General features: G+C 35.1%; 29 protein-coding genes. All 29 read right to left on the bottom strand.

What is annotated here, in order from left to right; translation table 11 throughout:
• Nucleotides 1-46 precede the first annotated feature (46 nt).
• The 29 genes from BR77_RS15665 to BR77_RS15525 all read right to left on the bottom strand — a co-directional run bounded on the left by BR77_RS15665 (nucleotide 47) and on the right by BR77_RS15525 (nucleotide 23,566).
• A complete protein-coding gene (locus BR77_RS15665; protein ID WP_016356566.1) occupies nucleotides 47-1,336 on the bottom strand; it encodes a DEAD/DEAH box helicase in 1,290 nt (429 codons plus the stop codon).
• A gap of 506 nt (nucleotides 1,337-1,842) precedes the next feature.
• Complete coding sequence (locus BR77_RS15660) at nucleotides 1,843-2,847, bottom strand: Gfo/Idh/MocA family protein (RefSeq protein WP_015077093.1); 1,005 nt, start codon at nucleotides 2,845-2,847, stop codon at nucleotides 1,843-1,845.
• Between the two features lie 26 nt (nucleotides 2,848-2,873).
• Nucleotides 2,874-3,578 carry a DNA/RNA nuclease SfsA gene (sfsA, locus tag BR77_RS15655; RefSeq protein WP_015077094.1) on the bottom strand — a complete coding sequence of 235 codons (705 nt, stop codon included), beginning with the start codon at nucleotides 3,576-3,578 and terminating at the stop codon, nucleotides 2,874-2,876.
• 107 nt (nucleotides 3,579-3,685) lie between these two features.
• Nucleotides 3,686-4,042 (bottom strand): YxeA family protein, encoded by a 357-nt coding sequence (locus BR77_RS15650; protein WP_015077095.1) that lies wholly within the window; start codon nucleotides 4,040-4,042, stop codon nucleotides 3,686-3,688.
• A gap of 96 nt (nucleotides 4,043-4,138) precedes the next feature.
• On the bottom strand, nucleotides 4,139-4,981 hold the full coding sequence (locus tag BR77_RS15645; protein WP_035065656.1) for a metallophosphoesterase: 843 nt from the start codon (nucleotides 4,979-4,981) through the stop codon (nucleotides 4,139-4,141).
• Between the two features lie 258 nt (nucleotides 4,982-5,239).
• Nucleotides 5,240-5,956: a glycoside hydrolase family 25 protein gene (locus tag BR77_RS15640; protein WP_238338730.1), complete on the bottom strand. Its 717-nt coding sequence runs from the start codon at nucleotides 5,954-5,956 to the stop codon at nucleotides 5,240-5,242.
• A gap of 592 nt (nucleotides 5,957-6,548) precedes the next feature.
• Nucleotides 6,549-7,715 carry an SH3 domain-containing protein gene (locus tag BR77_RS15635; RefSeq protein WP_051926767.1) on the bottom strand — a complete coding sequence of 389 codons (1,167 nt, stop codon included), beginning with the start codon at nucleotides 7,713-7,715 and terminating at the stop codon, nucleotides 6,549-6,551.
• Between the two features lie 52 nt (nucleotides 7,716-7,767).
• On the bottom strand, nucleotides 7,768-8,028 hold the full coding sequence (locus BR77_RS15630; RefSeq protein ID WP_034564825.1) for a phage holin: 261 nt from the start codon (nucleotides 8,026-8,028) through the stop codon (nucleotides 7,768-7,770).
• Between the two features lie 18 nt (nucleotides 8,029-8,046).
• Nucleotides 8,047-8,277: a hemolysin XhlA family protein gene (locus BR77_RS15625; protein WP_035065653.1), complete on the bottom strand. Its 231-nt coding sequence runs from the start codon at nucleotides 8,275-8,277 to the stop codon at nucleotides 8,047-8,049.
• 15 nt (nucleotides 8,278-8,292) lie between these two features.
• Nucleotides 8,293-8,685 carry a hypothetical protein gene (locus BR77_RS15620; RefSeq protein ID WP_035065651.1) on the bottom strand — a complete coding sequence of 131 codons (393 nt, stop codon included), beginning with the start codon at nucleotides 8,683-8,685 and terminating at the stop codon, nucleotides 8,293-8,295.
• A 14-nt stretch (nucleotides 8,686-8,699) separates the two neighbouring features.
• The gene (locus BR77_RS15615) at nucleotides 8,700-9,392 is read right to left on the bottom strand and encodes a hypothetical protein (protein ID WP_035065649.1); all 693 of its coding nucleotides are present in this window, start codon (nucleotides 9,390-9,392) and stop codon (nucleotides 8,700-8,702) included.
• A gap of 4 nt (nucleotides 9,393-9,396) precedes the next feature.
• Nucleotides 9,397-11,325 (bottom strand): phage tail spike protein, encoded by a 1,929-nt coding sequence (locus BR77_RS18410; RefSeq protein ID WP_051926766.1) that lies wholly within the window; start codon nucleotides 11,323-11,325, stop codon nucleotides 9,397-9,399.
• A complete protein-coding gene (locus tag BR77_RS15605) occupies nucleotides 11,325-12,047 on the bottom strand; it encodes a phage tail domain-containing protein (protein WP_035065646.1) in 723 nt (240 codons plus the stop codon). Before BR77_RS15605 ends, BR77_RS18410 begins: the two co-directional genes overlap by 1 nt.
• Nucleotides 12,044-14,722 (bottom strand): phage tail protein, encoded by a 2,679-nt coding sequence (locus tag BR77_RS15600; RefSeq protein ID WP_051926764.1) that lies wholly within the window; start codon nucleotides 14,720-14,722, stop codon nucleotides 12,044-12,046. Before BR77_RS15600 ends, BR77_RS15605 begins: the two co-directional genes overlap by 4 nt.
• 2 nt (nucleotides 14,723-14,724) lie before the next feature.
• Complete coding sequence (locus BR77_RS15595) at nucleotides 14,725-15,306, bottom strand: bacteriophage Gp15 family protein (RefSeq protein ID WP_035065643.1); 582 nt, start codon at nucleotides 15,304-15,306, stop codon at nucleotides 14,725-14,727.
• A 9-nt stretch (nucleotides 15,307-15,315) separates the two neighbouring features.
• Nucleotides 15,316-15,747 carry a hypothetical protein gene (locus BR77_RS15590; RefSeq protein ID WP_051926762.1) on the bottom strand — a complete coding sequence of 144 codons (432 nt, stop codon included), beginning with the start codon at nucleotides 15,745-15,747 and terminating at the stop codon, nucleotides 15,316-15,318.
• Nucleotides 15,748-15,804: 57 nt separating this feature from the next.
• A complete protein-coding gene (locus BR77_RS15585; protein ID WP_035065640.1) occupies nucleotides 15,805-16,284 on the bottom strand; it encodes a phage tail tube protein in 480 nt (159 codons plus the stop codon).
• Nucleotides 16,285-16,680: a minor capsid protein gene (locus tag BR77_RS15580; RefSeq protein ID WP_035065637.1), complete on the bottom strand. Its 396-nt coding sequence runs from the start codon at nucleotides 16,678-16,680 to the stop codon at nucleotides 16,285-16,287.
• Nucleotides 16,680-17,003: a minor capsid protein gene (locus BR77_RS15575; RefSeq protein WP_015077109.1), complete on the bottom strand. Its 324-nt coding sequence runs from the start codon at nucleotides 17,001-17,003 to the stop codon at nucleotides 16,680-16,682. Before BR77_RS15575 ends, BR77_RS15580 begins: the two co-directional genes overlap by 1 nt.
• Nucleotides 17,003-17,341 carry a minor capsid protein gene (locus tag BR77_RS15570; protein ID WP_035065633.1) on the bottom strand — a complete coding sequence of 113 codons (339 nt, stop codon included), beginning with the start codon at nucleotides 17,339-17,341 and terminating at the stop codon, nucleotides 17,003-17,005. Before BR77_RS15570 ends, BR77_RS15575 begins: the two co-directional genes overlap by 1 nt.
• 63 nt (nucleotides 17,342-17,404) lie before the next feature.
• Complete coding sequence (locus tag BR77_RS15565) at nucleotides 17,405-18,034, bottom strand: hypothetical protein (protein WP_035065629.1); 630 nt, start codon at nucleotides 18,032-18,034, stop codon at nucleotides 17,405-17,407.
• Nucleotides 18,035-18,137: 103 nt separating this feature from the next.
• A complete protein-coding gene (locus BR77_RS15560) occupies nucleotides 18,138-18,542 on the bottom strand; it encodes a head-tail connector protein (RefSeq protein ID WP_035065628.1) in 405 nt (134 codons plus the stop codon).
• A 32-nt stretch (nucleotides 18,543-18,574) separates the two neighbouring features.
• A complete protein-coding gene (locus BR77_RS18825) occupies nucleotides 18,575-18,697 on the bottom strand; it encodes a HeH/LEM domain-containing protein (RefSeq protein ID WP_015077112.1) in 123 nt (40 codons plus the stop codon).
• A 20-nt stretch (nucleotides 18,698-18,717) separates the two neighbouring features.
• Complete coding sequence (locus tag BR77_RS15555; protein WP_015077113.1) at nucleotides 18,718-19,599, bottom strand: hypothetical protein; 882 nt, start codon at nucleotides 19,597-19,599, stop codon at nucleotides 18,718-18,720.
• A 20-nt stretch (nucleotides 19,600-19,619) separates the two neighbouring features.
• On the bottom strand, nucleotides 19,620-20,177 hold the full coding sequence (locus tag BR77_RS15550) for a phage scaffolding protein (RefSeq protein WP_035065625.1): 558 nt from the start codon (nucleotides 20,175-20,177) through the stop codon (nucleotides 19,620-19,622).
• 288 nt (nucleotides 20,178-20,465) lie between these two features.
• Entirely contained in the window at nucleotides 20,466-20,648 is a 183-nt protein-coding gene (locus tag BR77_RS15540) for a hypothetical protein (protein ID WP_035065619.1), read from the bottom strand.
• An 11-nt stretch (nucleotides 20,649-20,659) separates the two neighbouring features.
• Nucleotides 20,660-21,817, bottom strand: coding sequence for a phage minor capsid protein (locus BR77_RS15535; protein ID WP_035065616.1), 1,158 nt, complete (start codon nucleotides 21,815-21,817; stop codon nucleotides 20,660-20,662).
• A gap of 4 nt (nucleotides 21,818-21,821) precedes the next feature.
• Nucleotides 21,822-22,025 (bottom strand): hypothetical protein, encoded by a 204-nt coding sequence (locus tag BR77_RS15530; RefSeq protein WP_035065613.1) that lies wholly within the window; start codon nucleotides 22,023-22,025, stop codon nucleotides 21,822-21,824.
• Nucleotides 22,025-23,566 (bottom strand): phage portal protein, encoded by a 1,542-nt coding sequence (locus tag BR77_RS15525; RefSeq protein ID WP_051926760.1) that lies wholly within the window; start codon nucleotides 23,564-23,566, stop codon nucleotides 22,025-22,027. The genes BR77_RS15530 and BR77_RS15525 overlap by 1 nt, the downstream gene beginning before the upstream one ends.
• Nucleotides 23,567-23,572 lie beyond the last annotated feature (6 nt).

Genomic DNA, 23,572 nt, shown 5'->3' with positions numbered 1-23,572 from the left:
CAGTGAGCTAAAGCAAGTAAAACGACTTACTTTTATTGTTTAAATTCTATTTATCGATTTTCTTCTTGCGTGCACCTTTATTTTTTTGATCTTTCTTTTTATGCTTTTTCTTCACTACAGCAGCCGGTTTAGTACTTGGTTTTAATTGCTCTGTATTTTTTTCTTTCGCTTTAGCCTTACTTTTTTCAGTTGTCTTAGTAGTTACTTCATCCGTAATCGTTTCAGGACGTTCATTCATTAATTCACCACCAAATAAATACAAGCGCGTTAATTCTAATTCTAAAGGAGCAATTACTTTTTTGAAGTCACGTAAATCACGTTCATTCACCAGTGTTAAGACGGTCCCTGCTTGCCCCATTCTAGCTGTTCTACCAGAACGATGCACATAGCTTTCTTTTGCTACAGGTAAATCATACTGAATTACGTAAGGCAAACCTTGTATATCTAATCCACGAGATGCCACATCTGTCGTTAATAATAACTTAACCTTACCATTTCTAAATTGTTGTAAAGCATGCTGACGTTCTGTTTTATATTTTTCACCATGTAAAACAGCAACAGAAACTCCTTCAAAACTTAATTTTTCAGCTACAGTTACTAAATTGGCAACATTATTGATAAAAACTAATGCTCGAAAATCTGAGATTTGAGTCAGACGTTTTAGCATTTCTGTTCTCTTACGATTTGGCGTCTCAATATAAGCATGCAGTACTTTACCAGCTGAGGTATCTTCTGCAGTTACGTCTAACCAAAGTGGTTCTACATTAAACCATTTTGGTAAATCTTGCATTAATTCATTGCTTGTTGCTGAAAAGAAAGCTAACTGTGGTTTATTGGGAATTTTAGCGACAACTTTACGAACAGTTGCTAATTGATCTTGCTGCAATAGCTGATCGGCTTCATCTAAAATTACAGTTGCTACTTGATGCAATTTTAATTTTTTCATTTCTGAAATTTCTAAAATTCTACCTGCAGTACCTACAACAATTTCAGGCTTTTGTTTTAATTTTTCCAATTGACGCTTAATACTTGCTCCACCAATTAAAGGTTGAACGGTAATACCTACCTCTTTTGCCCATTCTTTTACAACTGCAGCAACTTGAACTGCTAGCTCTTGTGAAGGCGTGATAATAACTGTTTGAAGTCCACCTTTAACAACTGTTTTCGCCAAAATAGGTAACGTATAGGCAACCGTTTTCCCTGTCCCAGTAGGCGAAATCCCAACGACATCCGCTCCCTCTTTCATTGGTTCATAGGCTTTTTCTTGAATCACGGAAGGTTCTTGGTACCCTAATTTTTCCCAGTAGGCTTGTAACTCTTTTGCTTCTAATTTCATTATCTAATTTCCTCATTTCTCTAATGTTCATCACATTCAATCCTATTATACTTTAAAATAATGGAATTGTATTGATTCAATGTCAAATTTAGCTGATTTTCATGAAATTGCTAATTCACTTAAGGGTTTCACCCTTTAGTGAATTAGTACAAAGCGGCTGCTAAGACGACTTTGATCCTTTGTTTTTACTCTTTAGCGAATTGGTACAAAGCGAACACAGAGAGACTTTGCTTCCTTTCTCTCTACGGTTTGCATGCCATGGCTCTACGGCGCTTTGCGTCTAGAGCCGAAATACTTTTAGGATTATGCCACTGAGGTTAAGGGATTCGCCCTTTAGCGAATTGGTACAAAGCGAACATAGTGAGACTTTGCTTCCTTTCTCTCTACGGTTTGCATGCCATGGCTCTACGGCGCTCTGCGCCTAGAGCCATGGCAAAAAGGGAATATATCTAACGAAACATTAGATACACCCCTTTATCAATAATTTATATATTCACTATTCTTACCTATTTTTCTGTGTCAGCCTCAAACACAATTCCTGCATCGTCTCTCAATGCTTTTAAAACTTGATTGACTTCACGACTTAATTTTAACCAACTTGCATACTTTTCTTTATTTTCTTCTGTATCAGGTGCATTAATAACATCTGCAAAAGCTTTAGCTTCATCTACCATTGGATTTTCTTTTGGTGCAGCTGCTAATTGCATCGTTTGATCATTTTTCCAATCTACTACCTCAATTGATGAAATTGCATTCACGCCATCCATTACGATAGTTTTATCTAAACTGTATATTTCTGAAGGTAAATACGATTGAACAATTTTACCAGTAATCAAGGTTACATTGAAAGTTGGATAGCGTAAGATAATTGTCCCCATACCATCTACACCTGTAGCTATTTTTTGTGGGAAATAATGACAACTTTCTGGCATGCCAAACCAACCAACAGCCGCATAAACGCTGTAAACACCTAAATCAGATAATGCTCCACCTGAAAAAAGTAGTGAGAAAATATTAGGCTCGTCCCCAGCTAAAACTTGATCATATCGTGAAGAATATTTCATATAGGTAAAGGTTGCTCCCGCAATCGTTCCTAATTTACTAATCTCATCTTTCACAATTGCAAAATTCTCTTCATGGATGTGTCTTGCTGCTTCTAGCATAAGAACATTATTTTTCTCAGCAACTTCAACAGCTAATTCCCATTCACTAGGATTAGAAAATACAGGTTTCTCTATAATAACATGCTTTTTAGCTTCCATTAATGTAACAGCTTGCTGAAAATGTAAGCTGTTAGGTGAAGCAATATAAACAACATCAATTTCAGGATGTTGTGCGAATTTTTCTAAATCGTTTTCAAAAATAGTTGCTTGATAAGGTGCACCAAATTTTTCAGCTTGTTCTAATTTACGTGAATAGACACCGACTAACTGATACTCTCCTGTTGCAATCGCAGCATCGACAAATTGATTTGTAATCCAGTTTGTTCCTATAATTCCTAAATTTAACATTGGACAACTCTCCCTTAAGTGATTTCCTATTCTAGCTTAAATGGAATCTCTTCCTTTATTGTAATCTGACTTGGGGTCAAATGACAAGTATAAACTACTATTGCTACGCCTTTTTCTTGTGCCTTTTTAATTGCAACAGCTAATTCAGGCTGCATATTTCGATTAATCGTTCCATAATTTGCCTGGCTCATTTGAACGATAAAACAGACTGCTCCTTGGTAACCATTTTCTATAGCTAAACTCAGCTCATTTACATGCTTTAAACCACGTAACGTAGGTGCATCTGGAAATGATACAATACCACTATCTTCTAAGGTCATTCCCTTAACTTCAACAAATATCTTCTCATTTAAATCAGTTTCAAAATAAATGTCAAATTTAGAATGCAAATAAGTTACTTCACGCTTTAGCTGAATAATCTTGCCTTTAACTTGTGGTAATTTAATTTGTCCAGCTAGTAATCCCTCAACTGCAATTGTATTCGGTACTTGGCTATCAATATTAATTAATAAAGGTCCTTTTCTAACAGCAATTAAATCATAATCCGTTTTTCTTGTTTTTGAAGGAACATAATTTAAATAGACTGTAACACCTGGAATTAATAATTCTTTACAACGTCCTGTATTTTTAACATGGACTACTTTCTGCTCCCCATCAACTTCACATAGAGCAATAAAACGGTTGGGCCTTTCAATAAAAATTGCTGGTATGATAGCTGCATACTCTGCCATTTTGCTTGTCCTCACTTTTTAAATACTTCTTTCCTATCATACCAAATTTAAATAAACTGTCAAACAACAAAAAAAGTAGTGCTGACTTTTGTCAACAGCTACTCTCATTACTGATTTGATTCAATTTCAAGTAACGCTTTTTTAGGAATTGAAGATTTACTTGTTTCTTCCCATGATAAAACGCCTTTTTTATGATTATATTTCACCTTTAAATACGCACCTTCACGCAATGGACGCCCGATACTTCCAGTGAAATCAATCATCGTTATCTTTCCTTTTTCATCAATTGCTTTCAGTTTATAACGATAATCAAGGACAGTATTCCCTTTATTGTCTTTTGTTTTAAGTTCCTCTATAGGAGCATTAACTTTTGTATATAGATCTTGACCTGTATAATTTTTAAAATAATAACTACCACCAATTACAAGTAATACGAGCACTACTATACTAATTATTTTTTTCATTTAAAATCCCTCATTTCTGATTTTAAGTATATCTAAAATCAGAAAATTAGTCCTACGATTCTTCTTACAAACTAAGAATCTAATCTTACAAAATAGTTAGTTCAAGGTCACGACAACCAATTCAGGTCGATTATTGATTCTAAATGGAAAGCTAGAGTTTCCTATTCCACGACTAACAACCATTCGTTTACTTTTCATTTCTGGATGATAATAAACTCCACTTGTATATTTCGGGAAACGTCCCTGTCCTGGTGCGAATAAACCACCAATGAACGGCACTCGAACTTGACCACCATGTGCATGACCCGTAAACGTAATATCTGGCGCTTTCGTCTTATCAAGGTAATATTGTTCAAAAAACTCTGGATGATGAGCTAGCAATAGTTTAGGCTGCTCTTGCATACCTTCATTTAATTGAATTCCATTTAGTAACGGAACCGATAAGGTCTTAAAATTTTCTTTTTCAGATAACCCCATAACAACAAGACCTGCATTTTCAATTTGAATCCATTCTGCTTCATCAATTAATACACGAACGCCCGCAGCAGTTAATATATTTTCCCATTCTTGAAGATGCCCACTGTTCAAATCATGGTTTCCAGTTACTGCAAAAGTTGGTGCGATTTCAACTAATTCTTTTGCAAACTGTGCCAATTCAATTTTAGGTAGCTCTCCTCGAACGTCAACTAAATCACCCGTTAAAACAACCAAACTTGGTTTTTCATCCCTTGTTAAATTAATAATTTTTTCCAAAGAAACATTATTCCTTGGAATATGCAGATCAGAAATATGAACAATTTTTTTATTTTTTAATGACGTAGCTAAATATGGAATTGTTAACTGAAATCGTGTCAATCCAACCCAATGGTTTTGATTATATAAATAGATAGCTAATACTGCTAAAATTAACACAATTAAAATGATAGAATAAGTCCACAAAATCTGATTCCTCCTTGTAATAAAAAGCTCGTTGAGCCGGGTAGCTCCGATAAGAAAATAGGAAAAATTGATATGGCGCTTTTTGCCATCTCGAATTTTTATCTTTTTCTCGATGAGTTGGTTCATAAGAGCTAGCCTTATAAAAAAGATTGTTGAGGCGAGTAGCTCACTAAAAAGTTTGTTGATTTTGCTCAAGATCGAATGAAGAATTAGGAATTCATCTTTTTCCGAGGCGCTAGCAACTAACTATGATTAAATTTACTTTTGCCCCAATGCCTTAAACTCTGCTTCACTACCTCGATAAACAACTAAATCTAAACTGTTTTGTTTAATTGCTTTGTTGCCTAAAGTTCCATCTTCAGTATACTCCCAAAAACTCCATTTTATAGGTTCTTTTATGTCTGGAGAACTTGTAGTATCCACTAACCAAATCAATGTTTCAGGAAATTTCCCGTTAATGTAACGTTCATAAATATCTCGATTTGTACATAAAACTAGTTGTTGTTGTGTTGCCTCACTGACAGTTGAAATAAACGCCTTCAATTCAGTTTCCACATTTGTTTTATCAGGAGGATTTTGTTGCTTATTTCCATAAAATTCAATAATTATAGCTGGAGGTAAATCACTATTTGTAGGCTGGTATACTTGTAAAAAATTTTCTGCTTGGGTAGCTCCAGGGCTATCAAAACTAAAATAATGACTGGCCCCATGACGTAAATTTGTTCCTTTAATGCGATCCCAATTAACCATAAATTGGTCATCTTGGTAACTACTGCCTTCAGTTGCTTGAATATAACCAAAAGATAACTTTGACTCTTCAATAGATTGCCAATCCAAATGACCTTCGTCTGCTGAAACTTGAACACCTTTGATTGGAAAATCTTTTATCTCTTGTTGCGGAAAAAAAGAAAGTCCCCAAACCTTACTAATGATTAAATAAAGGAATACAATAAATACTAGCCCTACTCCAATCATTGCAATTATTTTAGTTGGATTTTTTCTAGGGTCTTTATTTAAGTAATAAATTTGTACAACCTCCTTAGTCACTCTTATATAAATTATGCACAAAACAAAAAAATGCAAACAGTTGTTTCTATTTTAGCATAAAAATTCAAAATAAGTATTAAGAAATTTTTTAATTTAAGAAAGAAGTAGGTAAAATTCATTTTAAAAACTTCCTTGTCTAAATTCATTATATGGAAAAATTAGTACTAGTTTCGATTATTTTAAATTTTTCTCTTCGGGTCGATTCATACTGTGTTTTTTTATAAAAGGAACTGTGTTTAGGATCACAGTCCATCTTCGATGGATGTGTATCATGGTTCTAAGTTGCTAAAGCAACAAGAACCATGACAAAGCAACGAGAACCATGATAAAAAGAGTTAAAATGGATGACTATCCATCTTAACTCCAGATATTTTTATTTTTTAACTAGTAATGTCACACTCTCCACATGAATGGAATGTTCATGTTTATTAAACAAAAGAAAAAATAAACTCTTACTATTAAATACTAAAAATTTTAACTCGTTTTTATGTATGCCCACTTATTGTAGTGGGCTATTTCTTTATTTAATGATTCCCCATTCTTCACCATTAATTACTTTCCAAGCAACATAATAGCGCTGGCTTCCAACTGTGTAAGATAACCAGATGTAACCCTCAGCTTTTATATAGCTATCGTAAGTTAAGTTTTCACCAGCAAAATATTGAGCTTTAACATTTGCGGAAGTTGATGGGCTACCATGACGAACATTGATAGTGCGGTCCATGAAGAATGTGCCAGTTTGGCTAATTCTACCATCATTAAGGTCTGAAACTGGTGGCGTTGCTATTGTTCCTCCAGATACAGTTGCGCCTGTTGAAGTAGCACCATAGATTTGTACTCGTCCAAAATCTCTAGTAGAAATTTCATAAATTCCATTGCCACGATCAGCAAGAATTGAGTAAGTTAATCCTCCAAAAAGACTAGGATTCAAGAACCCAACTTCGTTACCAGCAACAGGACTAGAATTTAAACCGTAGATTCTCCAACTTGTTGATGCAGCTGGTAAATTCAAAGTTTTACCTGTACTCGGTGTTGTAACTGGTGGACTTGGATTAACTGGCGGTTGAATTGGATCAGGTTTTACTTCATTGGATGAACCAATACCGTTCGCCACATCTGCTGCAAATTGAGCCTTGCTGATTCCCCACTGTGCTAAATAAGCATAAGGGTCTGAGTGATCTGTTCCACCTAGATTTTGAGTAACCCATAAATGAGACTTAATCCCCTTACCGTAACCATCAAGACTAACAGGAACGCCTGCTTCTTTTGCCAATTGACGTAACAAATTAACATAAGTCACATAATCTTTTTTGAAAGTTTCAGCGTTGTTAGTTCTTGCTAATTCTACTTGAGCATATGCTCTACCGTTAGCACGAGGTCCAGCACCCCATTGAATGAATCCACTTGGAGCAATCTGAACCGCACGACCTCCCCCACCAACCCAATGACTAACAAATGCACTATTGACATTATTTGACATGAACGAAATTTCTCGTTCAAGAGAATCAGGCCCTGCGTTATTACTATTTCCCGATTCGTGAGCAATAACAAATTCATTTGTACTTAGGCCTGTAGACGGCACAAACGGCATTAGTCGTTGTTCAACGTTCACTGCACCAGCAATGGTCGGGAACATTAAAACTAAAATCAGGGTTAAACTGAATAATACTTTATTTACTTTTTTCATTTTACACGCTCCTTTTTTGATATAAAAAATAGCTCCCAAATTAATTCGGGAGCTAGTCTTTTTTAGGTTCTTCATAATTTAACGCCTGCTCGCTGTCTTTAAAACCAAAAACAGTTGGATCATTCACAACTCCTAAAATTGTAAGTAATACAAATACTGCATTAACAACATCTAAGAAATAACCACCTAGAAAATCAATGTCTAAATTAAATCCCAGAGGCTTTAACAATAATTGAATTAACAATAAGAAGGCTGGCACAATTGCAACCCAAAATGCTTTTGATTTAAAACGGACTTTCCAATTTACTTTCATCAAATCACCTCCTTTCAATTATAATTTTGTAATGAAATAAGTAATAAATGAAATGCCAATGGTGATGATAAATCCCCATGCCCATTTATTGTTCGCTTTCATTTCTACAATTGCTTTTTGATTTTCTTTTGATATTGCTAAAGCCCGACTCACATCCCTTGTTAATTCATCAAGTCCTTTAGTTTGTTCCTCGATGCGAGCTAATTTAACAAGGATATCTCTCCATAATTGTTCTTCACCATCTATCAATTCACCACCTACTTTCTATAATGTCCATGTCACTAAGGTTAATTCGAAATAGTCTCCAGGATTTGGATTGGCAAGTGCAAAAATTTTACCGTCGCCGTTTACTTGCAAGGGCATTAATCCCGAACCGGTTCGTTGAAAAGCGCTAATAAAGAAAGTTTTATTCTGCACATATTTTTTATCTATTGTACCGACTAAAGCTGGATTTGAAAGAATGATCGATCCACTCTTAAAAGTACCTTTCGACTGAACGGTATCTTCGTTCAAGAACCTAACTTGCATATCGCCAAATTTTTCCCACTCAGTAGGATATTTATCTACTTCTTTTTGTTTTTTTTCAATTTCTTCGAAGTTTTTTTGGATTACTTGTGCTGCATCTGGCATACCTTTGAATATTTTCATTAAATTCATTATTACATTCCTCCTTAAATTTTTTCTCCGATTTCAATAACTAAAGACTTTAGGCCTTCAATTAATAAATATTCATTTTCTGAAGTTTGTTCAATGCTTGGGCTAGTCATCATATAACCTAGTGGTACTTTTACTTTAAGATTATTTCTGTCAACGTACTCAATGTCACTGTTAACAGTTATTGTGCTAGAACCTCCGAAAACTGGTTCCGATTCTAAAGGTACAACTCCTAATCCGTACTCAAGCGACAACACACGTACGGCTGGGTAACCGAATTGATTGTGTTCGATGGAAAATACTTCTGAAACAGGGTTCAACTTGTCGGATATAGCTTGCATAGCATCTAGCCGCTCTTTAAGTGTTTTATAAACAAACCCTCTTAGTTCTATTCTCGCATTTATTACTTCATCATCTACGGTAACTCCTGCAAGAGTGTTCTTCCATTCATCAGAAAGTAACTTGTAGTCTTCGTTCCACTTTTCTTCAAGTGAAATTGCTAGTTTTTCAAGTGCTAATGCCACTTGATTTGCATCAAATAAATCAGATGATGTCTGTTCAACTAAGCGAGCTAAAGCTTCACGAACATCAATTCCATACATTTTTTCACGAATCCAGTTCGCTAACTTCCTATGAAGTTCATCCACTTTATCCATATCGACCCAATTTTCAATATCGATAGGTGTTGGATCAGTATAATATTTTGGCATTCTATCACCTTCCTAAATATTGTTTTTTAAACCTTTCAGATGGTTCTTTATTCATATCAACATTTCCTTCAATGCCAGCTATGCTACCATTTGAAGTGTATTGCCATAAATCAAAAGCATGATCTGGTGGCGTACTTCTGTATGCAGGTATCACGATGCTTCCAAAACGAGCAACATTTATATTGAACTGCTTGTATAAATGATTCGCAATATAAGCGACTTGATTCACTTGAACAACACCGAGTGAAATCATCTTGTTTTGCCATGATTCCGTACCTAGTCGCATATTTTCCATAGTAGCAACTTCTAAATCAATCATATAGAATTGAGGACTTTTTCCAGTTCCGACAATCGACCTTGTTCTATTATAAAAGTCAGTTGCTTCCTGTCCTGCATCGGCTTCATTAACATATCGGGCAAAGGCATAAACCGCATAAGGAATATTAAAGCGTTGGCATTGTTGAATGTTATAACGATAGTAGTTATCAACATAAGAACTACCATCTTGAACTCGTATGATCGCAAGTTCTATATTATCTCCCTTCACTTTTGCCCAATCAATTTGACCTTGATGTTCAGATACATCAATAATTTTCCCTATTTCTTGTGGATTAGTTCCGTTTTTAAGATTCTCAATTCGTTTATTCATTTCAGCGATCTGCTGCTGTTGTTCTGTGATTATTTTATTGCTGTTATTTAATTCATTTCCTAGCGTAGTAGTTGTTTCGCTAAGTTTACTAGTTATTCTAGATAATGAATTTGCTTTACTAGCCAAATCATTTAAGGCATTATTCTTTTTATTTATTTCATTTTGGTACTGAGATAAAGTTAAAAACCTATCTCCAAAGGTTAAATCTGAAGTAGACAGATTAATAATATCAATCCCGATTCCAACAATTCTTAACTCTTCATCAATTCCCATAACTGCATTTCTTAAAAAGTGATAGCTACCAACTTCAAAACGCCTGACATCTAAGTCGATTAACGATAAATCTAGTGCTGATATGCGATACTGAGTTAATGCCGACTTTTGGCTGTTTAAAAACTCGATTCCTTTAGACAATAGAATTTGCGGTTGAGTTACCTCTGACCATTCTTTTGTTTTTTCCATTATTCCGAACTCGTCAATCAACGCTTGAGGTGCATCAATATACTCTTTTCCGTTATTAACACTTGCTATTGTCAGTCTAGGTTGTGATGCATCAGAGTTTGTTTCTTCTGTTCCTTCCAAACGTTCCCCTCGAGGAAATAAACGAGTACAAATTTCAGTAGGATCAACACTTTTAGAAATTGAAATAAGATTTTTAGCTAACTCAATAGTGGTATCAACGTGTTCTCCTATTTCTGTAACGTAATCAATATAATTAACGCCATTTACTTCTCGAACTCGGATTTCTCCGCCGATTCTACTAATCAATTTGTCTTGTATTGTTTCCCAGGTCGTTGCCATGTCATCTACATAACGATAAACATTGTCAGTGCTGTTTGTAACTGTCACGATACCCACAATAAACCTTTTATGCTCTTCGGCCTGTGCATTGTGAATGCCTATCAGATATCTGAAAAATTGTTCTGGTGTTGTGTTTTGGATTTTGGCATACTTCTGAACAGTGTCTTGTAAATAACTCAAGTCCGAAGCACAAGTATAGCTACAGTTAAATTCACCAGTTGATTCCATCTGATCAGTAGGGATTAAAACTCTACCTTTAAATATATTCTTGTTCAATTGACTATCAAAAACTCTAATAAGCGTTGTTAAAGGTTTCATTTTTCCAAAAGCAGGATTATTAGGAATAAACGACAAATTAAAACTGTCAAAGGTGTTAATTCCTTTTTTTATTGAACCTTCAATTAATTTTAAATCATTAGAAAAAGGCGAATGAATTTCTAATTCATCGCCTTTAGGACCATTTTTAATTAAGACTTGATACATTAAATCACTTCCTTGTAAAACTTGAACTCAATTGTTCCATTTCCAATAACTTCAAGTTCGTTGATACCAGGTAACAGATAAAATCCAGCTATTTTATTTTCTCCACTTAACACCTTGTAAGACTTCCCTTTATGGCGAATTTCCATTTGAGAGCTGGCTACAACAAGTGGTGCTAAATTCGACATTCCAACATTAAACAAACTAATTGATTTTGAACCTTTGACATCATGCTTAACCAGTTGCGCCATGTCTAACTCAAAATTAAACGTATCCCAAATATCGTTTCCTTCTTGAAGTTCATATATTCTAAAGGGGTAGCATTGGAAAACTACAGTTAATTTACCTCTATATTTCAATTCGTCTATATCTGGTTTGACTTGAACCTCACCTAAATAATAATAATCTTTCATGATATCATCGTATAAAGGTATTTTTGTACTAGGTTTCATCAACCAATCAAGAACTTTAGTCCACTGAATATACATAGAATCTTTAGTCCATAAGCTACGATTAATAATATTGAATGTCACTGTAAAAGTACGTTCAGTATAGTTTTGCGTACCATATACTTGGCTAAAATCATAAACGTAATTGGAATGGGGAATGCTTATTAATACTTTGTTTTTACCTGGGAATGATATTTGTTTATCGATAACATCAAGCCCAAGCTCCGAGCTATGTCGCCCATTATATTGTATTCCGTAATCATATAGGTTGTTCATTGGATTTCTAACCCCCATCCACTAAATTTAGTTCGTTGACCTTGCACTTCATCGTTTGATGAACCTAGTCCTTTTGAAACTTTATTACTATCCAAGTAAGTGACTGCGACTATTGGGTTTTCTGTTAAAGCATTAACAGCAGAAACCAATTCTCCAATGTTTTCGTTTTGCTTAATTGAATGATTATTATTGATTGCTGCATTTATACCACTAGGACTAATTGACATTCTAGAACTAATGCCTAGCGCTGCTTCAGCATTAATTGATGGTATTTTCAAACCGCCGACTAGCGAATCCATAGCTTTATAAGCTGTTCGAGCATCCGCATCTATACCATTAGCAATTCCTTGTGGGATGAATTTACCAACATGATCACGCATCCAACGTGATGGCGAATGAATACCCAATGCCCCTGTTATATTCTCTTTAATTCCGCTAGCGACTTCTCCAACTTTTTTAGCAGCAGCATCAATCATAGATCCCACTCCATCAATTAATCCTTGAATAATATTCTTCCCAACATCAAATAAAGCATCTGGAACAAATACTCCTATAATCGCATCCAATAAATTTACAGCCGCGGATTTTACTTCCTCTTTGTTGTTTCTGATGTTTTCAGCCATACCGTTAATTAATGTCGTAACAGCTTTAAACAACCTATCTTGCGCTTGGAGTAATCCTTCGACTATTTTATCAATAAGGTACATACCAGCATCAACAATTTTTTCAATATTATTTGCAATACCTAGCACAAATTGCACAATTAAATTGACGGCCGCATCAATAATTTGCCATAAATTGTTCGCAATTCCATTAATGAAGCTAGCTATTAATGTTACTGCTGAACCGATAATATCTGGCATTCTTGAAGCTAACCCATTAACAAAACTAACAATTAAATCAACTGCAGCATTTACAATATCAGGCATTCTAGCTACAATCGCTTGAACAAAGTTAACAACAATACTGATAGCTTGGTCTGTTATTGCTCCAATATTTAAAGCAATTCCTTGTAAAAATGTGATTAATAAATTAAAACCAGCTTGTAAAATTTCTGGCATATGTTCATTCAATGCTGTTAGCCATGTTACTATCAAACTTGCTGCACTTGTAATTAGCGCTGGGAGTTGTTCCGTGATACCTTGAAGTATTGCATTGATTAGTTTTCCACCAGCTTCAATAATCCGTGGTAGAGCTGTAGTTAATGCGCCTAAAAATGCTACAATAATCGCTGTAGCAGATAGCACAACAGTAGGAATAAGAACTAACATTGCACCTGTGAAGGCTGTAATAAATTGGAATGCTGCCGCTGTTAACATCGGCAATCCTTTAGCAATTCCGGATATAAAACCCGCCACTACTTTTAAAGCCCCAGACACAATCCCTGGCAAAGCTTTAGCGATAGCTCCTAAAATGCCTTCTAGAGCTTTACCAAACGATTTACCCAAATTAGGCCCATTAGATTTAATTCCTTGAGCTAAACCGTCAAACGATTGCATAATCGTGTCAATCCCCTTGCTTACGTCGCCGCCCCCTAAAGCTTTCACAACTAACTCAAAAGCTTTTGCAAATAAACCGATTGGTCCTAATAAAGTTAGGAATACACCTTTGATTACCTTAAGGGCAATTCCAAATCCGTCAACAGATCCAGACCCTTTTTTTAAACTTTGTAAGAAATTATAAACTACATCACCTAATTTGGTAATAGCTTTCAAAATATCTGGAGGTATTTTAGCTTTCAATGAATCGAAAATACCACTAAAAGCTTCTTTTACATAAGGTTTCAATTCGTTAAACACTGCTACAAAAATAGCAGGTAAACCTTTTAGTATATTCGTAAACATAGGGATGAAATTATCTATCAAGAATGTCTTTGTTGTAGAAGCCAAATCTTTTAGTTTCGGTGTTATATCTTCCCCTAACGCTAGCCCTCCTAGAACATCCTTAAATACTGAACTCATTGCTGCAAAGGACCCAGTAAAAGTTTCGGATGCCTCTTTAGCTGTCGTTCCAGCGATACCCATTTCTTCCTGAACTGCATGAATAGCGTTATAAACGTCGTCTAGGTTGTTAATGTCGTACTTGACGCCTGTTAGTTTTTCGGCATCAGCTAAAAGTCTTTCCATTTCTGTTTTAGTACCGCCATATCCAAGAGAAAGGTTATCTAACATTGCATAATTCTGCTTGGCAAAACCTTTATAAGCATCTTGAATACTCTCCATAGACGTTCCCATCTTATTCGAATTATCCGCCATGTCAATCATTGCCATATTGGCTGTATCTGCTGCCGCTTCAGTATCTCCGCCCATAGATTGCAATAAGCTAGCACTGAAACTGGTTACAGTCTCCATATAGCTGTTTGCAGACATTCCAGCTGTTTTATAGGCCTCATCTGCATAAGCTTTTACTTTGTCTCCACTATCTTTAAAAAGTGTTTCAATACCACCTAATGATTGTTGTAATGCAGCACCTTCATTTAATGAAGCTCCAATTCCATCTTTTAAAGCTCCAAATGCAGCACTTGCAAGTTCTACAAGCCCTAATGCTGTAACAATTTTCCCGATAGAAAGAGAAGCTTTTTCACCATTGCCCTCTACACTGGCAAGATCACTATTCAATCCGTTAAGACTGTCGCCATTTACATCAACATCAATAGTAATGCTTCCATCTGCCATTCTTACTCACCCTCTTCCAAGTTTTGGCTTGGTAAAGCATATAATTCTTTAAGTTTCTTCAATTCTTTTCTTTCTTTTTCGCTACCTTTACCTTTAGGCATTTCACGCTGTCGTATATCCATAACTTGTTGGAACTTCGTATCAGTCGGTAACCCTATTAAATAGGCTCTGAACTTGTCCCAGTGCAGCTTGCCTTGTTCCTCTATCAAATCAATGTCATACGCCTGTTTGAACGAGGAAAATATGTATTCAGCATCATATTTAATGGAATACACTTGCTTGTTTTCCTCTTTAACAACTGGCATAGGATCACCATTTCTATCAAGAGCTATTTTTTCTTTTTCAGATGTGTATACTTTCGTTTCAATAATTTCATTAAAAATATCCACTTGAGTTTGTAAGTCACATTCTAGTTTTTTATCAAGTAACATTTCTAACCCCATTGTTACTTTTCTGATAGGCTGTATATCCTCATCGTCAAGCATTTCAATGACTCTTAAAACATTATCGAAACTCATGTCTATATCATGCTGAACGCCTTGAATTTCGATACTGTCGTTAAATCTATATGCAAGTGAAAACATTATTCACACCTACTTTTTAGACTTCTTTTTATCAATTAAATACTTAGCTTCTTTTTTCTCCATTTCTTTATTGCGTTTCTTTTGAATGTTGTTTATTTCTGAAACGATTCCTTCACAAACAGGATCTAATAAATCAATGAGTTTTGAAAATGATGGAACAACTTTGTACAATCTATCAAACGAACCCTCGCCGAATAAGAAATTGTAATTGATAGCTAAGTCTTTAACAGCTAAATCAAACACTTTTTTGTACTCAGTCTCGTTAAATTCGTTATCTTGAATCTTATCCAGTTCTTTTTTTAATTTATTTCCTCGTTCTTTAACTTCTTTTTCAAAGTCAAAAAATTTAATTAAATTTTCTTCAGTCGCATCAAAATTAAAAGTTTCTCCATTAATCGTAACTGGGACTAAATCTACTTCTACATTAAAATTCATTGCCATTTTTGAATTCCTCCTTGAATTAAAAAGGAGCAAAAATTAATCTGCCCCCTTCTATGGTTATTTATTTAAATTAAGTTTTGCTGTTTCAGGTGTTGTTGGCGTTACTGTTTCTTTTGGAATTTGGTTATACGAAATTGTGCAAGAGAAATCTTCAAAGTCTGTCGCATCGCCTGAACCTGCCACGATACCCGAAACTGTCGCAACCCCAATAAACGTCTTTTTCCCATCAGAAGTAACTACTTTATGCCAAACTTTACGATTCTCACCCGTTTTAAATCTAATCCCTTCGATATAAGCCTGCGCTTTATCTTCTGGATCAAAACTACCTTCGAAACTATATGCTGCACTGACACCAGTAACTGTCGTTTCCTGCGAACCGTCACCATCGTAATATCCAGTATCATCTGTTTGTTCGTCTGTATCATCAGATACGTTTGAAATCCATTTAGCTAGCTCCATCCATTCAGTTGGTGCTTCTTCACCTAATACATAAGGTGCGATAAAGTGACCTCTTAGCGCATTTTTTAATCTTGCCATTTATAATTCCCCCTCGATTGTGATATTCGCTGTAAAATCCAATAAAAAAACAAGCCAACCTTGTTCATCGTATTGATTGATGAACGGCTTGCTTGTAATAGTTAATTTGTTAAACGTAAAACTATCGTCTTGACTAATTACGCTTTTTACTTTGTCTAAATGCTCTGATATAAGCCAAAGCACCTGTTGTAACTTATCGCCATCTTTTGACTTCATAGCAATTTCATAGTTCATGTTAACGTCTTTTGCACCGTCCATGTACTCTTTAATTGCAGTGCTACCAGCCGATGAATAAATCACTAATGATTCGCTAACTCCTAGGTAACCACTCCTTAACTTAATAGGCAATTCGTCAATAGAATTAACTGAATCTTTAATCCGTTCGATAAAGTCCATTAATTAATACCACTTCCTCTTAGAAACGCTTTTTTCCACGAATCCATATACATTCCTTTAGCTTTCAAATCCCACCTAGGACCTGTTCCAGGAGTTGAGTATGTTGTGCCGTTTAAATGAAACTGCCGTTTCGCATATGGCATTTCATAAAGTATTTTACCCACACTTGTAACGTGCACCGCTGTTCTCAAATTCCCTTCTTTTCTAGGAACGAATCTATCCATGTCAGCCATAGCTTGATTGGCAACTGCATATTGACCACGTTTGACGTTTTGACTGCTTATCTTACGCTTAATACCACCGAAATTAACAGTAACACTCATCAAATCACCTCTAATTCATAAGAATAAAGGTCATCAGAATAAGCTTCTTTAATTGGAATAGCAGAAGTAATAACATGTTCTTGGCCATCGTATATTACAAGCCCTTGTTCTTTAAATGGACCGATAGGACTTGTTAGCCCTGGATAACAAAATACAACAGCGTTAAACAACAACTGCTTACCACTTGTGGTAGCTGTATATTGTGGTGTTTTATCAATGCGACAGTTTTCAATCAAAATAGGTTCTGTATAAACGGGTTTATTCCAATCACCTTCACCTAGATAGTCTTTATACTCAAAAGAATCAACTAGAAACTCTATTGGTGGTTTAGGCATCATAAAGATTTCACCCCTTTTTTAATCAACAAAAAAAGACTCAAATTAGTGAGTCTTTTTTGCTATTCATCTTCTGTTCAATCTACCTTTATAAATTAAATCTTCACCTGTGTAGCCATTTTCTATTCTCCACCAAATAGTTCCGACTTTAACACCTGTTTCATCGGACCATTCTGTCATGGTTTTTTTGACTCCGCTTATCTCTATCACTCTATTAACTCTAGTATTATTGGCTTGAATTTTGTGGCTTGCCCACCGACAATTACGGGGTTCATAGTTTCCATTAACATCTATTCTATCTAAAGTTAATTCACTAGAGTAACCATGGGTATCTGCCCAATTTTTAAAATTAAGCAAATCTTTCCATTCCTCACAATATCTTATACCTCTGCCACCATAGTTTTTGTAATCAGCGCATGTTTCAACATCACATCTTTCTTTCATGTGCCGCCATATAGTGTGAATTCTTGTTCCGTATAACCCGTGAATTTTAGCTGTTTTGCTAATTAATTCTTTTTGTAAGCACCCACAACTATTTTTTTCTCCAGATGTTAATTTGTAAGTTCTTGATATTGTAAGGTTTCCGCAATCGCATTGACAAATCCATAAAGCGTTCCCTTTTTTATCGCTCCCTGACCGTTCGATTGCAATCAACTTCCCGAATCTTTCACCTGATAGTTCTTTTGCTTTTGACATATTGATTACCTCCCAAGTAATCCCCATAAAATTTGTGGAAAGCAATTGGGTTATTGCCTTTCAGGAGCTACCCTATCCACTATTACATTATATCAAAAAATCATTAACAATGGTAGATAGATCGGTTCAAAAGTCCAGTTCCTTCTAAATAGATATAAACATCTTCTGAAACTAGAGATTTGCTTTCGTTTTGACCAGAAGCATTGTATCTAGTGCCGTTTGAAACACTTGTACGACCAGCGCTGAACGATTGTGGAGCTTTATTAATACTCTCATGAGTATCAGCTCCAACCTCGCCAAAATAGATAATTTGGGCGCATAACGCTAATTTAAATTGTTGTACTCTGAAAACTATTGGATCATCAGCGATTGAGTTGAACTGATAAAAGTGATTGGTTGTATTGTTAATAATCGCTGATGCTTTCAATAGATACTTATTAAATGTATCTTTAAAATCATCAGTTTTATTTGTCAATTCTTTGAATTCTTCAAATGTTAGATAAGCCATGAATTCCCTCCTAATATAAAAGAGGGAAGCATTTAGCTACCCTCTAATAATTTTATTAATTCACTTTTGGTATCACTTGTTTTATAAGGAATACCTTTTTCGTCAAGACTTTCTTTTAACTGTTTAACGGTAAGGCTGTTATAGTCTATTACCACCACTCTTGACTGTGGCGATATTACTTCCCCGATGGAGCAGGAACAGTAAGTTTAGCTTTCAAAATCGCTTTTTTATTCTTGTCTGGAATGTATTTAGCGTATTTACCAGCTCCTTGTAATGCTACTCCATTGAAATCTTCTGAATCCATCGCGCGCGCAACTTCAATACCGACTCCAGCAACTCCAATACCAATCGCTGTAAAGTAGGCATTTTCTCCAGTTTGAAATTGATCATCAGCAAGTTCTTCTAATTCAAAACCTTTGAAACGATATAAAGTTTGGTTGTCAATGTTTACACTCGAGTTTTTATCAGTTTTAGCAAGGTCATTATCTACCAAAAAGTTAAAGACATCTGGAGTCACATAAGCAACTTTTGCAATAGTTGAAGAAACTTTATTGTTTACGAATTTCTTATGTGCTGCTGCAAACATTTTAGTTACTCCAGCTTCTGTTAAATCACCAGTTAGTGTTTCACTAGCATTATCAGAAATTGCTTTACCTAAGAATTTATTTACATGTTCTGCCCAAGCGACACCATGTAGAGCTAAACGTTCCGCAACTACTTGGTCTGGGATATCATTCACTGTAAATTTATCAATACCTTCATGAATTGATAAAGGTTTTTCCCATGGAACACTTTTATCTGTAGACTTAACTTCTTTTCGTGTCCCAAAACGATTGGAACTACCTGTACCAGTACCGAAACCAACGTTTGCATCTGTACTGTATTCTTGAATTGTCACATCAGTGTCTGTGATTTTTAAATCCAAGAATTCTTCGTTATATTCCGCATCTGATTTGACTTGTAATTGTCCACCAAATACTCGTAAAAAAGGTGTCTTCGTCTCAAACAAACTAGGTAAAATTCCTGCATATTGTTTTGTATAGATTTTAATTGTCATTTTTTATTTCCTCCAATTTGTTATTTAAATTTATTTGCTGCCACTGTAAATGGATCGGTATTCCCAGGCGTATTATTCGCAGGATTACCAGGAGTTACAAATTGCTGTGATGTTTCAGTTGTTTCTTTTTGTTTAAACAAAAATGATTTGCTTTCTTTCAATCCATCTAACTGCTCTTTTAAACCTTGCACTCCATCATCTGATACTTTTATTGTATCCTTGTCTAAAAGCCCAAGTACGATGCTTGCATCTAAAGGATTAGCTTCTTTTAAAGCTGATTGGATAGCAAAATCTTTTTGTTGAGATAAAAGCTTTGTTTCCGTTTCTGCTTTCACCGTATCCATTTTTTCTTGGATTTCAGTTAATTGCTTTGTTAACTCTTCGTTATCTTTAGCAGACTCCTTCAAAGTATTAAGTTCACTTTGATTTGTATCTAGTTGCTCCTTAAACTGATCACGTTCCCCTTCTGCGGTAGCTACTTGCGCATTAAGCTGTGTTACAGTTTTACCATGGAGCGCCATAATAGATTTTGCCGCTTCTTCTTCGATTCCTAGTGCAATTAAATCTTCTTTTTTCATCTTTCTTCCTCCTAAGTTTTTTTAGAGTGGCAACTCCCACATTTGAGCCGTCTTTTAGAGACATACAGGCAGGTCATTAATTTTTAAGCTCCTATTCATCATCCGTTTTTATTTCAATATATTTATTCGGGCAATTTTCAATATTTAAAAGCACAGAATCGATACATCTTTCTGCCAATTTTGGAAATAGAATCGAAAGCATTCTTAGGCAAAAAATATAAACTTTAATCTTATTTTTAATCTTTATATTTATTGTGATTACTCCTTCTGACATACAATCACCCTTTCTTATTGTTCCATTGCAAATCCAGCTATATTAGCTAAAAAAAATGTCGCCTTACGCTTCGTTTCAGTGCTAACTCCAAAATATTCAAAAGAAATTACACCTGCTCTAGAATCAAAATTTTCAACCTGTTCAAAAAGAGCTGTCTTTCCATCTTTAAACCAAATTACTAGCGTTTTACTTTCCATCGTTATCTCTCCTATTCATCATATCGGAAATCCTTTACTAATAAATCTATAGGCGTATAAACCTTTTCTCTTGCGTAGTTCCTTGATAGATACTCATTGCTATCAACAAGTTCTCTAATCGCTCGTTGCGTTGCTATAATGTCTCTTTGCCATATTTTCGCACCATCTGTGTTATCCATTGACTCCGAAACCATTTTATTTTTCTTTAATTTAACAATTCTTCGTTCAAGTTCTCGTTGCCTTTTGGTCAATTTCGCAACCTTTTCATTTTCTGAAGCGTTATATTTAGTTTGATTATTCGTATTTACCCCAGGAATAAAAGGAATATGATTATGAGTACAGTTAACACCTCGATGACCCCCAGCCGTTCCGTATTCAGCATTCCAATAAGAATCGTAAATACTCCTATATTCTGCTTTGGCTGGTACAGATTCTCTCAAATCAACAACATTACCTTGTATCTTTGAACAAGCAGCACGAGCTCCCATATGGCTAGTGACAATGACCGTATGAACATCATATTCAGCCATCCTATCTTTTCTTAACTGATTATAGGTATTTCCGAGCGTTGACTTTAAAACGGTTCTTACATACCTTTCGAGTGACCATGTATGACCACCTTTATCAATAAAAGAACTATTAATTCCTTTTTGTGCCCATTTTTGAACAGTTTTCTCTAAAGCTTCTTCAAATGTAAATAGACCAGCATTAAATCCAGCAGTCGTCTTGTTGATAATATCCGTATACATTGCAGTTATTGCAGTTCTATAGCCGTTATTCGTTGAAATAAGCGTTTGGTTAACATAGTTGTCAACATCGCCCCAAGCTTGTTCGTAGTATGCTCGCATGATATTGTCTAAATCAGTTGGCAAAGGTAAATCATCATAAGGCACAGCACCATCAACATCTTTAATTATCTTAGGGCCAACTTCACCAAATATATTCTCGATTTGCTTTTGAGATAATCCAGTAGCATCAGAAACAACTTTAGCTGTATCTTTGTTAATTAACTTTAAATCGTTTAACTTCTGATGTTGCCAGTCTTGAATGTTATCTGGATTAGTATTTAATTGTTTAATGATTATCTTTAATATTTCGCCTTCTAACGATTGATAGATATGCGACATGTTACTAGACCATATATCAAGTTGATAAGGTGTAATTGGCATTTAATCACCCCTTATTAGTCTGTTCCGTAACTTCTATTCCTTCAATATCAACTTCTTTAATATGATATTCTAAATTAAGAACATAACAGCTACCGTAATCCATCGTTAACGTAGATTTAGCCAGATATTTACCATCAATTTCTACTCCATCCAGAAACATACGGTCTATTTTTCCATCACGTATAATCCTTAACTTTTTGCCAGCCATTATTCATCACTCCCAAGTTCTTTCTTCTCTAAATAATCATCAATTTCAATGCTATCAAGACCCGTCTCTTCCATCTGAATCCTTTTAAACCATTTTTGGGACTCTTCATCAGTTAGTTTGAAAATACCTTTCAAAGCTTCTGTAGTAGGTACTAACCCAACAGTTTTAGCCTTACTGTAGAACTCTAACTTCTGATCTCTACTCCCAAAAATACCATCGTCAAAATCAACGCTAATTTGGTCAAACGTCGGAATATCACCATCGTATAATGCTTTCCCATTAACCTTTGTTGCTTTAGACACTTCCAAAATAGATACAATTAATCCTTTAATGAACTTTTCAACCTCGTTACACTGCATGTTACGAGTTCTGTATGTTAATGAGTTTTCGCTAACGACTTCCGTAGCTGTTTTAAATGACTTCCCATCGAAACTAAATGTTCCAACAGATAATTGCATTTGCATTTCTAGCATTTTCAACGATTGATTGATTGCTGAAATATACTGGTCGGTTCTAATATCGCTAGTGACATCTTTAATCGCTTCGTTATTGTCGTCCATTCTTAAAGACTTGAACACATTTACATCTGGATCAAATACAGGCTTCATTACTTGATTCTTTTCATCAGGAACGTAATTAAGCATATGGTCGCTTACTAATACAGTTCGCTGCCCCATTCTAATTTCCCAGTTAAATTGGTCGAATGTATCATTTATCTGCTTTACAACACTTGCGGAATTGTCACATAAACCAATACCTAAAGGACTATATAAGCTGAAATTATTGAAACCACTTGGCTTTAGATAATTTAAAATAGGCTTACTAGGTTCAGTTATTGTGGCTGTTTCGAGCAAATCCTTATATTGATCGTTATATCCTAACGGCACTCGTTTACCAACAATAGTTGAATCTTCTGATTCGTATAACTCATTCGTAATCTTTATGTTTCCGTCTTCCCATTCGTGAAATTCTAGCAAGGTATAATAGTAAGTTTTCTTGCCACTGTTCACAACTGTTTTAAAGACGACAACACCCTCTGTAATTCCCTTAGAATTGCTTCTTAACGGATAAAAAGAGTTTGCCAAAGCCCAACTAAACTCGACTTCACCTATGCTAGTATCAACATATGGCCTAACTGCTAACCCTCCAATCGCAAACATCGGTTCTAAATATTTAGCCAAATTACGTTTGAAATCATTATGTTCAAATGTTTTTTGAATGAAGTCGTTAGCACCCTTGTTAGCTTTTGTATCAACTTTAATCTCAGTTTGTTCATTAAAAACCAACGATGACATCATTTCAGCAGTCATTTTCCTTAAATTAAGAGCCATATACTTACGCTTAGCAATTTGGTTGTTGGAGTTAATATACTCAATATCTGGATAGTCGTTTTTGTACTCTCTAAAGTTATTTTCAATTCTAATTAACTCTTCGGGATCTATGTTAATTTTCCAATGGTCATTGATAGTACCAAGTGATTCGCTATTCAAGGCATAACCTCCTTTCTTAAACATATTTTTGATTCTGTCCATAAACGTCATAAACTA

It is taken from the genome of Carnobacterium maltaromaticum DSM 20342 (genome assembly GCF_000744945.1).
GTDB classification, from domain to species: domain Bacteria; phylum Bacillota; class Bacilli; order Lactobacillales; family Carnobacteriaceae; genus Carnobacterium; species Carnobacterium maltaromaticum.
Note: the sequence above shows the minus strand (reverse complement) of the source record. Positions and strands in the feature narration are given on the sequence as shown.